Annotated in this window: 9 protein-coding genes; 3 read left to right on the top strand and 6 right to left on the bottom strand. The window is 70.3% G+C overall.

The window, feature by feature from the left end:
* Nucleotides 1–41: 41 nt before the first annotated feature.
* Complete coding sequence (locus tag AC0QU1_RS16755) at nt 42–1,487, top strand: MFS transporter (protein WP_483570855.1); 1,446 nt, start codon at nt 42–44, stop codon at nt 1,485–1,487.
* A gap of 78 nt (nt 1,488–1,565) precedes the next feature.
* Here AC0QU1_RS16755 and AC0QU1_RS16750 read toward each other — a convergent pair whose 3' ends face one another.
* The 3 genes from AC0QU1_RS16750 to AC0QU1_RS16740 all read right to left on the bottom strand — a co-directional run bounded on the left by AC0QU1_RS16750 (nt 1,566) and on the right by AC0QU1_RS16740 (nt 4,161).
* The gene (locus tag AC0QU1_RS16750; protein WP_483570854.1) at nt 1,566–2,630 is read right to left on the bottom strand and encodes a type IV toxin-antitoxin system AbiEi family antitoxin domain-containing protein; all 1,065 of its coding nucleotides are present in this window, start codon (nt 2,628–2,630) and stop codon (nt 1,566–1,568) included.
* A 77-nt stretch (nt 2,631–2,707) separates the two neighbouring features.
* Nucleotides 2,708–3,526, bottom strand: a complete 819-nt coding sequence (locus AC0QU1_RS16745; RefSeq protein ID WP_483570852.1) for a hypothetical protein — start codon at nt 3,524–3,526, stop codon at nt 2,708–2,710.
* Nucleotides 3,523–4,161 (bottom strand): SigE family RNA polymerase sigma factor, encoded by a 639-nt coding sequence (locus tag AC0QU1_RS16740; RefSeq protein ID WP_483570851.1) that lies wholly within the window; start codon nt 4,159–4,161, stop codon nt 3,523–3,525. Before AC0QU1_RS16740 ends, AC0QU1_RS16745 begins: the two co-directional genes overlap by 4 nt.
* A gap of 359 nt (nt 4,162–4,520) precedes the next feature.
* On the opposite strand from AC0QU1_RS16740, the gene ileS reads away from it, so the two are divergent.
* Nucleotides 4,521–7,967, top strand: a complete 3,447-nt coding sequence (gene ileS, locus AC0QU1_RS16735) for an isoleucine--tRNA ligase (RefSeq protein WP_483570850.1) — start codon at nt 4,521–4,523, stop codon at nt 7,965–7,967.
* Between the two features lie 236 nt (nt 7,968–8,203).
* Here ileS and AC0QU1_RS16730 read toward each other — a convergent pair whose 3' ends face one another.
* Nucleotides 8,204–9,454: a chymotrypsin family serine protease gene (locus tag AC0QU1_RS16730; RefSeq protein WP_483570849.1), complete on the bottom strand. Its 1,251-nt coding sequence runs from the start codon at nt 9,452–9,454 to the stop codon at nt 8,204–8,206.
* A gap of 230 nt (nt 9,455–9,684) precedes the next feature.
* Between AC0QU1_RS16730 and AC0QU1_RS16725 the strand changes: the two genes are divergently transcribed.
* The gene (locus AC0QU1_RS16725; RefSeq protein ID WP_483570848.1) at nt 9,685–10,347 is read left to right on the top strand and encodes a hypothetical protein; all 663 of its coding nucleotides are present in this window, start codon (nt 9,685–9,687) and stop codon (nt 10,345–10,347) included.
* 188 nt (nt 10,348–10,535) lie between these two features.
* Here the strand turns inward: AC0QU1_RS16725 and AC0QU1_RS16720 are convergent, their stop codons facing one another.
* Together AC0QU1_RS16720 and AC0QU1_RS16715 are read right to left on the bottom strand one after the other, a co-directional pair.
* Nucleotides 10,536–10,688: a hypothetical protein gene (locus AC0QU1_RS16720; protein ID WP_483570847.1), complete on the bottom strand. Its 153-nt coding sequence runs from the start codon at nt 10,686–10,688 to the stop codon at nt 10,536–10,538.
* Nucleotides 10,689–11,885, bottom strand: coding sequence for a hypothetical protein (locus tag AC0QU1_RS16715; protein WP_483570846.1), 1,197 nt, complete (start codon nt 11,883–11,885; stop codon nt 10,689–10,691).
* Between the last annotated feature and the right edge of the window lie 18 nt (nt 11,886–11,903).

Below are 11,903 nucleotides of genomic sequence, written 5' to 3'. Positions count from 1 at the left end.
CCCTTGACCTCAACCATTGTTGAGGTACTGGAGTTGTCCCCATGAGCAACGACGAACAGCAGACCGACGCGGCGCCGCGGTTGCGCCTCTCCGACCCGAACGTGCGGACGTTCGCCCAGTTGCTGGTGAACGTCCTGTTCGTGGGCGTCATCAACTTCACGGTGTGGTTCGCCATCACGTTCTTCGTGTTCCTGGAGACCCGGTCGGTCTTCGCCACCGGCGTGATCGCCGGCCTGTTCCTGGTCGCGATGGTCAGCACGGGCGTGTGGTTCGGCAGCCTCGTGGACCACCACCGCAAGAAGGCGGTGATGCAGCTCTCGGCCGTCGCATCGCTCGTCTTCTACGCGACCAGCCTGGTCATGTACCTCGTCACGCCGGCCGAGACGTGGACGGACCCGGCCAGCGTCCAGCTCTGGGTGCTCATCGTGCTGCTGATGTGCGGCGTGATCGCGGGCAACCTGCGGTCGATCGCGCTCCCCACGGTGGTCACGGCGCTCTTCGACGACACCCTTCGCGACCGCGCGAACGGCCTGGTGGGCACGGTGCTCGGCATCTCGTTCCTCGTGACGTCGGTGATCAGCGGCCTGCTCGTGGCCTTCGACGGGATGCGCACCTGCCTGGTCCTCGCCATCGCGGTCCTGGTGGCGGCCCTCGTGCACCTGCAGTTCGTCCGGGTCCCCGAGTCCCTGTCCCACGCAGCGGCCGAGGGGGAGCCGCGCAAGGTGGACCTCCGGGGGACCATGAAGGTGGTCGGCAGCATCCCGGGGATGTGGGCGCTCATCGCGTTCACCGCGATGAACAACCTGCTGGGCGGCGCGTTCATGGCGCTGATGGACGCCTACGGGCTGTCGATGATGTCGGTGCAGGCCTGGGGCTTCGTCTGGGGCGCGCTGAGCGCCCTGATGATCGTGGCCGGCCTGCTCATCGCCCGCACGGGCCTCGGCTCCAACCCGGTGCGCACCATCCTGCTGGTGAACCTCGGCCTGTGGGTGGTCACCATCCTCTTCCCGATGCGGGACTCGGTGGTCTGGCTCGTGACGGGGCTGGCGGCGTACATGCTGGCCATGCCCTACGTCGAGGCCTCTGAGCAGACCGTGCTGCAGAAGGTGGTCCCGTACGAGCGGCAGGGCCGCGTCTTCGGGTTCGCGCAGTCGGTCGAGCAGGCGGCCTCCCCGCTGACGGCGTTCCTGATCAGCCCGCTCACCCAGTTCTTCTTCATCCCGTTCATGCGCGACGGCGGCACGGGCGCCCGCTGGATCGGCGACTGGTTCGGCACGGGCGACGCGCGGGGGATCGCGCTCGTCTTCGTCCTCATCGCGGTGCTCGGCGTGCTGCTGACGGGGTACGCGCTGTCGAGCAAGTACTACCGGCTGCTGAGCCGCCGCTACCGCGAGGCGCCGGAGACCGGTCCGGCCGGCCCCGAGGGCGCGACGCCGTCCGCCGAGCCGGACACGTCCGTCGAGCCGGCCCGCCCGGGCGCCGTCTGACCACGGCCTGCACGGCGGATGACCATGCACTTGCTGCCAGAACCGACCCCGGTCTGGCAGCAAGTGCATGGTCATCCATCACCGGCTTGGCCGACGGCGGCGAGACTGCCGTGGTGGGAGCTCCCAACCTGGCAGCCAGCCTTCCCGGCGCAGGATCTGGGCGACCTCGCCGGTGAAGTGGCCGCCGGTGACATGGCCGGGGAAGAACCGCATGATGATGTTCTGCCCCTCGCCGGCCAGGTCGTTCTGTCGGGTCGCATCCTGTCGGACCTGGCGTTCCGACCCGTGGAACTGCTGCGAGTCGATCTCGACGATCAGCCAGCGATTGTCGCCCAGGTACCAGGCCAGGTCGGCCCGGCCGAGGAACCGCCCTCGTGCGTCGAAGAAGTCGCGCTGAAGGTCGTCAGGTGCGATGCCGGCGTCGTGGCAGCGCAGCCGTGCGTGGCTCTCGGGTGGCGACTCTGCTCGTCCGTCGGCCAGCGGCAGCCACGAGATCACCTTCAGCGATCCCTTACGGTTCATGAGCTGACCTCCGATCCTCGCCAGGTCGTCGGCTCGGATCAGGCCCTGGTTCAATGCGCTGTCCAGGCAGGCGACCGCCTGGTCGCGGGTCAGCGTCGGCAGCGCCTGGATCAGTGCTCGTTCCACCACCACTACCTTGCGGCCGCGGATCTCGACGGTCTCCAGCCCGGTCGCGTACTGCCGGAAGATGATCCCGTCCCGTGACTTGCGCGCGATGCCCCTCGGGAAGGTCGCCTCGGGGACGATCTGACGTGGTAGACCCCTGACTCCGTGCAGTACCAGGGCGCATGCGCCGACCGCGATCGCGTGCCGGTTGGCCAGCAGCGCCGTCCAGGCGGACCGCAGCCGGTTCGCGTCGTACGGGTGCAGCCCTTCCTGGACGACCCCTGTGTCGAAGACGCCCCGCGTGACGCGTCGCCACGTGCCACGCGCGACGAGGTTGCGTCGCTTTGACGCACCGACGCCGACGGCGTCGCACTGCTCGGCCGATACGAGGCCACCCTGGTCGCGAGCCCGGCGTAGCAGTCTCGGCGGGACGGACATCTTCTTCGGCACGCCATCAATTAGAAGCGATGATGCTGTTTGACCATCTTTCTCATCCACAGGCGCGAAAATGACCATGCACTTGCTGCCAGATCGGGGTCGGTTCTGGCAGCAAGTGCATGGTCATCCGTCACGGGCTTGGTCGACGGCGGGCGTCAGCTGAGGGTCAGCGAGTCCAGGAACTTCTCGACGAGCTCGGCGTTCCCCTCGGGCAGGGTCATCGTGACGATGTACCTGCCCGGACCGTCGGCGCGGTGGACGAGGATCCGGACCGGCTCGGGCGCCCCGTCGCCGGCGGGCATGGCCATGATCTCGCGCAGCTTCTCGCTGCTCCCGTCCTCGACGGTCGCCACGGTCGCCCCGGACAGCTCGAACGGCGTCGCCTCGCGGCCCGGCGTCTGGGTCAGGCCGCCGGCCTTCGTGTCGTAGAACTCGTAGTCGGGCGTGACGTAGGCGATCCGGATGAACGGCGGGGCGTCCGGGTCCTCCGCGCCGTGCCACATGTCGGAGGTCTCGCCGGGCTCGTCCTGGACCGGGCCGCTCGTCACGATCTCGGGTGGCAGCGCGTAGACGAGGCCCTCCAGCTCGTGCACGTGCCACCCAGCGGGCGCCTCGGCCGCCGCCTCCTCCAGCGCCTTGGCCCGCAGCTCCTCCGCGGTGGCCCGCATCTCCTCCTGCGCCGGGTTCGCCGACGCCGACGCCGTCACCGGTGCCGACGTCGACCCGCCGGGCAGCAGCCCACCGGCCGTCATCGGGCCGCCGAGGGCGAACGCCGTCACCGCCACTGCGGCCGCCGCCGTCACGCCGCCACCGGTCACGAGCACCGCGCGGCGCGTCCGTGTGCGCCGGATCGCCGCGCGGGACATGGAGTGCGGATCGGCCGGCGTCGGCGGCGTGACGCCGGTGGTGACCTCGCGCAGGTGCGCCAGCCAGGTCTCGTCGACCGGCTCGGTGGGGGTGTGCTTGCTGGTCATGCGTCCTGTCCTTCCGAGAGCAGCTCGCGCAGGCGGGCGAGGCCGCGTGCGCCTTGGGACTTCACGTTGCCGACGCTGACGCCGAGCTCCGCGGCGACGTCGGCCTCCGACCGGTCGAGCAGGTGGCGCAGCACGACCACGCGGCGCTGGCTCGGCCCGAGCCGCCGCAGCGCGCGCACCAGCCGCTCGCGTTCAGCAACCTGGGCCTGGCTGTCCGCGCCGGCGCTCGCCGCCTCGTGCGCGACGACGACGTCCTCCGGCGGCTGCAGCACCTCGCGGCGGGTGCGCCGCCACCCGTCGATGCGGGCGGTGGCCAGCACGCGCCGGGCGTACGCGAACGGGTTGCGGTCCTTGACCCGGGACCAGTGCCGGTAGGTGCGCTCCAGCGCGATCTGGGTCAGGTCGTGCGCGCGGTGGTCGTCGCCGCACAGCAGGTAGGCGATCCGGTGCAGTGCTGCGGTGCTCTCGACGGCGAAGAGCCGGAACTGCTCCTCGGCGGACAGGCCGGTGCGGACCACGGAGAACTCGGGCTCCGCCAGGGTTCCGCGGTCGGTGTCCGGCACGGGCCCAGCCTGCCAGGAGGCGCCGGCGGAGGTCCCGGCGGGCGGGCCGATCGCTTGGCTGATTGCGTTCATGTCCCCAGGACGCACAGGGGTGCGCCGAGGTTGCACGCGGGAGTGCACATCGCACACGGCACAGCGCCCGGCGGATCTTTCCGGTTGCCCGCGCCCGGTACGATTGCCCCACAGGCATCGACCCGGCCATCACCGGTGAGCCTCCGGAAGAACAGGTACCCCCACCGCCGTCGGGCAGCGGGAGCCTCAGTAGAACCGGACGGGTAGGCCCGTCACAGCCGTCAACGAGCGGGCGCTCGCCGCAGGCGGGCGTCAAGCGGGGTGGTACCGCGGCGCACCCAGGTGCGGCGTCCTCGCAGCAGAAGCACCACAGACGTCCACCTGCTGCCGAACCGCTGAACCGCCAGGAGCCACCCGACATGGCCTATCCGCTGCACCGCCCCAGCGACGCCGCCAACCCCGTACCCGCGTCGCCCAGCCTGCCCGCCGTCGAGCGGGACATCCTCGACTACTGGGAGAAGGACGACACCTTCCGCGCCTCGGTCGAGGCCCGCCCGGCCGGCGAGAACGGCAGCAACGAGTTCGTCTTCTACGACGGCCCGCCGTTCGCCAACGGCCTGCCGCACTACGGCCACCTGCTGACCGGGTACGCGAAGGACGTCGTGCCGCGCTACCAGACGATGCGCGGTCGCCGGGTCGAGAGAAGGTTCGGCTGGGACACGCACGGCCTGCCGGCGGAGCTGGAGGCGATGAGCCAGCTCGGCATCAAGACCAAGGACGAGATCGTCGAGATCGGCATCGACAAGTTCAACGAGGCGTGCCGCTCCAGCGTGCTCAAGTACACCGACGAGTGGCGCACCTACGTGACGCGCCAGGCCCGCTGGGTGGACTTCGACAACGACTACAAGACCCTGAACCCGACGTTCATGGAGAGCGTGAGCTGGGCCTTCAAGTCGCTGTACGACAAGGGCCTCATCTACGAGGGCTTCCGCGTGCTGCCCTACTGCTGGAACGACCAGACGCCGCTGAGCAACCACGAGCTGCGCATGGACGACGACGTGTACCAGCAGCGGCAGGACCCGGCGGTCACGGTCGGCTTCGCCGTGACCCGGGTGCCGGACGGCGCCGAGGTGCTCCGCGCGGGCGACCACCTGCTCATCTGGACCACCACGCCCTGGACCCTGCCGTCCAACCTGCTGGTCATGGTCGGGCCGGACGTCGACTACGTGGTCGTCGAGTCGTCGTTCACCGGCACGCCGCAAAGGTACGTGCTGGCGGAGGCGCGACTGGACGCGTACGCGCGCGAGCTGACGGACGAGGGCGCCGAGGCGCCGAACGTCGTCGGGCGGCTCACGGGGAGCGACCTGGTGGGCGCGGCCTACGAGCCGCCGTTCGGCTACTTCGCGGGCCACACCGGTGCGCACCGCGTGGTCGAGGCCGACTTCGTCACCACTACCGACGGCACCGGCCTCGTGCACAACGCCGGCGCCTTCGGTGAGGAGGACAAGCAGGTCAGCGACCGCGAGGGCGTCGAGCCGGTCATCCCGGTCGGCGCCGACGGGCGCTTCACCTACCCCGTCGAGGAGTACGCGGGGCTGCAGGTCTTCGACGCGAACGCGTCGATCATCGACCACCTCAAGGCCCGCACCCGCGGTGCGTCGGACGACGAGGCGGGGCGGACGACGTCGGGCACCGTGCTGCTGCGGCGTGAGCAGTACGCGCACTCCTACCCGCACTGCTGGCGCTGCCGGCAGCCGCTGATCTACATGGGCGTGTCCTCGTGGTTCGTCGAGGTGACGAAGTTCAAGGACCGCATGGTCGAGCTGAACGAGCAGATCACGTGGGTGCCGGACCACATCAAGCAGGGCCAGTTCGGCAAGTGGCTGGAGAACGCGCGCGACTGGTCGATCACGCGCAACCGGTTCTGGGGCTCGCCCGTGCCGGTGTGGAAGAGCGACAACCCGGCCTACCCGCGCGTGGACGTGTACGGGTCGTTCGCGGAGCTGGAGCGCGACTTCGGGCGCCTGCCGCGCGACAAGGACGGCAACCCGGACCTGCACCGGCCGTTCGTCGACGAGCTGACCCGGCCGAACCCGGACGACCCGTCCGGCGCCTCCACCATGCGCAGGGTCGAGGACGTGCTGGACGTCTGGTTCGACTCCGGCTCCATGCCCTACGCGCAGGTGCACTACCCGTTCGAGAACGCCGACTGGTTCGAGCACCACTACCCGGGCGACTTCATCGTCGAGTACATCGGGCAGACGCGCGGCTGGTTCTACACGCTGCACGTGCTGGCCACAGCCCTGTTCGACCGGCCGGCGTTCGAGACGGCCGTGTCGCACGGCATCGTGCTGGGCTCCGACGGCCGCAAGATGAGCAAGTCGCTGAAGAACTACCCGGACGTCAACGAGGTTTTCGACCGCGACGGGTCCGACGCCATGCGCTGGTTCCTCATGGCCTCGCCGATCCTGCGCGGCGGCAACCTCGTGGTCACCGAGGAGGGCATCCGCGACGCCGTCCGCCAGGTGCTGCTGCCGCTGTGGAGCACGTACTACTTCTTCACCCTGTACGCCAACGCGGCCTCGGACGGCGCGGGCTACGCGGCGCAGCCGTTGACGGCGGAGCGCGTGGCCGGGCTGCCCGTGATGGACCGCTACCTGCTGGCGCGCACGCGCGGGCTGGTCGCCGAGGTGACCGAGCAGCTCGACGGGTACGACATCGCGGGCGCGTGCGAGTCGGTGCGCCAGTACCTGGACGCCCTGACCAACTGGTACGTGCGCACGCAGCGCGACCGGTTCTGGGCGGAGGACGCCTCCGCTTTCGACACCTTGCACACCGCGCTGGAGACGCTCACGCGCGTGATGGCGCCGCTGGCCCCGCTGCTCACGGAGGAGGTCTGGCGCGGTCTGACGGGGGGCCGTTCGGTGCACCTCGCGGACTGGCCGTCGGTCAGCGTCTCCGAGGGTTCGGCAGCGCGCGAGGGCGCCGCAGCGTCCGAGGGTGCGGCTGTGCGCGGTGCGGAGGCCGACGTGCTCTTGGCCGACGACGCGCTGGTCGCCGCCGTCGAGTCCGCGCGGGCCGTGGTGTCGCAGACGCTGGCGCTGCGCAAGGCGAACAAGCTGCGCGTGCGGCAGCCGCTGCGCTCGCTCGTCGTGGCGGTCGCGGATCCGGACGGCGTCGCGCCGTTCACCGGGCTGCTGGAGACGGAGCTGAACGTGAAGTCGGTCGAGCTGGTGGCGTTCTCGCCCGAGGTGGCGGCGTCGTACGGCGTGACGGAGCGGCTCGCGGTGAACGCGCGGGCCGCCGGGCCGCGGCTGGGGCGTGGCGTGCAGGCCGTGATCAAGGCGGCGAAGTCGGGCGCCTGGTCCAAGAGCCCGTCCGGTGCGGTGGTGGTCGCGACGGACGGCGGCGACGTCGAGCTGCTGGAGAGCGAGTACGAGCTGACTACGGTGGTGGAGGCCGGGGCTGGTGGCGCTGCTGGAGCTGGCGGTGGTGCTGGTGCTGGTGGTGCCGCTGATGCCGCTGGATCTGGTGCTGCTGGCGCTGTCGGTGCCGAGGCGGGCCCGGCGACCGCGGCGAGTGTGCTGGTCGGCGGCGGCTTCGTGGTGCTTGACCTGCAGCTCGACGACGCCCTGCGCGCCGAGGGCTACGCCCGCGACGTCGTCCGCGACGTGCAGGACGCGCGCAAGGCCGCCGGCCTGCAGGTGGCCGACCGGATCGCGCTCGACCTGACGGTCCCAGCCGAGTGGGTCGCCGCCGTCGAGGAACACCGCGAGCTGGTGACGCGCGAGACGCTGGCGACGTCGCTGACCGTGACTGCCGGGGCAGACGGGGCCGAGCGGGCGGTGTCGGTGGCCAAGGCCTGACGCCGGTTCGGCTGGTCCGGATTGCCGGGTTGGCCCGTCGCCCCTTCCTCCCTTTTGAGACCGAGGTTTCTTCGCTTTGACGGGCCTCAAAGCGAAGAAACCTCGGTCTCAAAGAGGAGGGGGCCGAGCCAGGCGGGCAGAGGAGGAGAGATCCGAGCCGGGTGAGCAAGAGCCGGGCTGGCAGAGAGCGCAGCCGGGTGGGCAGCCGGCCGGGGTTCGGCTGTCGATGTCGGGGCTCAGCTGTCGATGCGGGCGTTCCACTGGTTCAGGATGTCCACCATCGGGATGCCGTAGACGTACGAGAAGCACTGGGTGGTCACCGAGGTGCTCCCGCAGCTACGGCGGTTCGAGCCGCCGTCGATCATCCCGCGGGCGTACGCCTGGCCGTCGATGACGATGTACATCGGGCCGCCGCTGTCGCCGCCGCCCACCACGACGCCGCCGTCGTCCCGGCTTGCCCTGAACCCGTGGCAGGTCCTGTTGCCGCAGCTCCACGCGACGTCGGTGGCGCGGATCTTGGCCCCGCAGTGCTCGCCCGTGACCGCCCCGGAGGAGCAGATGTTCTGTCCGACGGCGGGCTGCTGCACCGCCGCGACGGGGAACCGGTAGCGCGAGTTGACGCTGGACGCGTTCCACGGTCCGCCGAAGACCGCGCTCGCCGTCTCCGGGCTGCCGGCCGGGTCGATGAGCTCCGCGTCGATGCCCAGCGCGCGGTTGGTGACCGTGCCCAGCCGCTGGCCGACGCCGTCGCGGACCAGCGAGCCGACTCCCGCGTTGCAGTGCGCGGCGCTGACGAGCTTGTGGTTCCCGGCGGCCGTGACGATCGAGAAGCCGGTTGTGCAGTAGTCCGAGCCGCTGCTCGTGGCCATCGCCCCGCCGGCGTGCCAGGGCGCGTCGTCGTCGCGGCGGCTGACGGCGGTGGGCTGGACGCCGTCGTCGACCAGCTCGATCTGCACCGGGACGCCGGCGGCCTGTTCCAGGCGCTGGGCCAGCGCGGAGGTGTGGGCGGTCGCGCCTGCCTCGTGGGCCAGCGCCGAGCTCCGGCTGACCTCGACCACCAGCCCCGCGTAGTCCTCGGTCGGGAACGCGGCGACGACGGCGTCCGCGCCGTGCGTCGCGCGCTGGCTGTCCAGGAGCCGGGTGCTCGCGGCGTGCAGGTCGGCCTCGCTCAGCGCCGTCCGTTCGACGTCGACGGTCACGCCGTCCGGAACCTTCCCTTCCAGCGCGCTGACCGACGCCGGCGCGTCGCCCTTCCAGGAGACGGTCACCTGTGCGGCGTCGTAGTCGACGGCGACGCCGGCGTAGCCGGGCGCTCCGGCGAGCGCCGTCGCCGCTCCTGCCGCATGGTCGACGGCGGACTGCGTGGCCGCCGATGCCTCCCGCTGGCCGACGGACGCGTCGTTCGCCGCTGCCGGTACGCAGAGCGCCGCGGTCAGTGCCGTGGCACCGACGACGATCGCGCGCTGCACAGTGCTCTTTCGTCCCATGCTCTCGTTCCCCCTCGACGGACCGCGCGCATCACGTCTGACGCCGCGCTGTCATCGTTCTTCACCGGGTGAAATGCCGCAACACGGGTATGTGGTCGGACGATGAGGCTCGCCCTGCATACGTCGGTGCTCTAGGTGAGAATGGAATTGCCCCGGCGCGGCCACCATGAATGGTGTCGTCCGGGGCGTACCCCATCAGCCTACCAAGGTCTCGGAAGAGGACGCGACTCGTGACGCTATTGACGGACTCAGCACTCCGGGACCTGCTCGGCGCGGAACGGCATCGCCCCTATCTGATGCGCGTTGGTGGCGAGCATGCCGACGCGACGCGTCTGTATATGTGGAACATCGCGGTGTCGGCCGCGTTCTGGGGTGGTTTCCATGTCCTCGAGGTCGCGCTTCGCAACGCTCTGCATGCTCAGTTGGCAAAGATCGCTGGACGCGAAGACTGGTGGTCCGTGATCGTGCTGCACACGCTTGAGCAGCGCAAGATTGAGGCCGCACGAAGGTCCGTCGCTCGGGCCCAGGGCTCGGCCGCGACTCCTGGACATGTCGTCGCGGAGTTGACGTTCGGATTCTGGGTCGGGCTTCTCGCGAACAGGTACCACCAGCGACTGTGGGAGGCAGGCTTGAAGAACGCGCTCCCAGGTGTGTCAACTACTCGGCGCGATGTGCACGCAACGCTGGAACGACTGCGCATGCTGCGGAATCGAGTCGCTCACCATGAGCCGGTATTTGCGCGAGATCTCGCGGTTGACCATGCTCTGATGCTCGACATTCTTGAAGGCGTCGGTCCTTCTGCACGGCACTGGGTAGAGCGGTATTCGCGCGTTCCTCACCTCCTTGAGTGCCGCGACGACGTCGTCGCGGGTTACTGGCCGACGTCGTTCTGAAGTCGGCCTGCGCCCGGTCGCCCAGCGGTCAACCTCGTCGCGGTGTGGTCATGAAAGTCAGGCCGACGGCGGCGTGAACGCCCTCTCGGTCTCCGCGCCCAGGACATCCAGCGCGATCCCCACGTACGACTGGGTCCGGATCATCAGGCACCCACCGCCCTCCGCCCGCGCGGTCGCCACACCCTGAGCTAGTGCGGCGCGCGCGTCCAGTACCGTGCCCGCAATGCCTCGGCCCTGGTGAATCCCAGGTAGTCGTCAGCTCCCGAGGCGATGACTCGCTCGAAGCCTCGGAGCTCGGCGAAGCACGCCTCGACGTCCTTCGTGTCGGGAAAGCTGGCCACTCAGTCCTTGAGCCGCACCGCTCGGCTGTTGCTCATCCGGAGCCGGCTCAGCCCGAGGACGGCGGTCGCGATCGCTCCGCAGGTGAGCAGGGCCCAGTTCGGATCGTTGAGGGCAGCGCCCGCGAGCGCGAGCGAGGCGACGGGAATGACCAGGCTGTTGAGGTTCCGGGCCAGCACCGACCGCGTGCTGCGGCGGACGGTGATGACGGAGGCGGCCGGTAGGTCCATCATGTGCCGCAGGGCTGTGGGGGCCCGTACCGCCAGGTGCGCGGGCATGCCATGCGCCAGCAGGGGCTTCGTCGGGTCGGGCCTGCCGTCCACCGGCTCGGATCCACCGGGGTCGTGGTCAGTCACGGCGGCCACCTCGACCTCGGTCGTGCCCCAGCGGAGGATGACGTTGTCACCCGAGCGGACGCCCAACCGCGACAGCGCGACGTCATGCAGGGCCACGACGTGCTGGTGCTCGTCGTCGGGATGAGCGGGTGCAACACGCATCGACTGTTCGGGAGCGAGGAAGAACCAGCGCAAGAGGCGTTCGGCAGCGGATCGGAGGCGCGCGCGGACCACAGCGACCGTGCGCCGACTCCGGGCACGGTCAGGTTCGCTGGAGACCGTGCGGAAGAACACGGCATCCGGGTCGGCGGGTGCATCGGGCACCGGCCCAGTGACCGCTCGCAAGTGGTTGGAGATGCGGAAGGTTCCAGGACGCACATGGCCGCGCGGTACGAGCGTGACCCATGCGGCCACCCCGTTGCGCACCATGATCTGAGGGCCAGGACCTGCTGCAGCATTATGGGGGACCTGGACCTCGCCATTTCCGGGAATGTCGTGGACGAGCGGGAGGACCGGCGTGAGCGTTTCCGAGTCGGGAATCGCGAGCGAGACTGTGCCCATCTCCTCGCTGGTCCCTGTGCTCATACCGAGGCGTTCGACAGCGAGTCGGCTCAGCCAGAAGGTCGGCGGCCCCTCCGGCTCGACGCGCCGTGAGGCGACAGGCACGTCACCCCATGCCCGCTCGGCCCAGGCCCACGCCGTCGTCCCGCGCTCGTCGTGCCGGACCTCGACCGGGACGGGGCCGCTCGTGGCGGTCAGGATGTGGTCCGGCACGACCACGACGGGGATCGACGACGGGAGCCGGGAGAGTGCGGCAGCGCCGTCGATGCGCCGGCGCTGATCGGAAGAACCAGGGTCGGGCACAGCTTCTCCTCGCGCGCG

The sequence above is a fragment of the Promicromonospora noduliphila genome (genome assembly GCF_056951025.1).
This window is presented reverse-complemented; position numbering and strand designations above follow the sequence as displayed.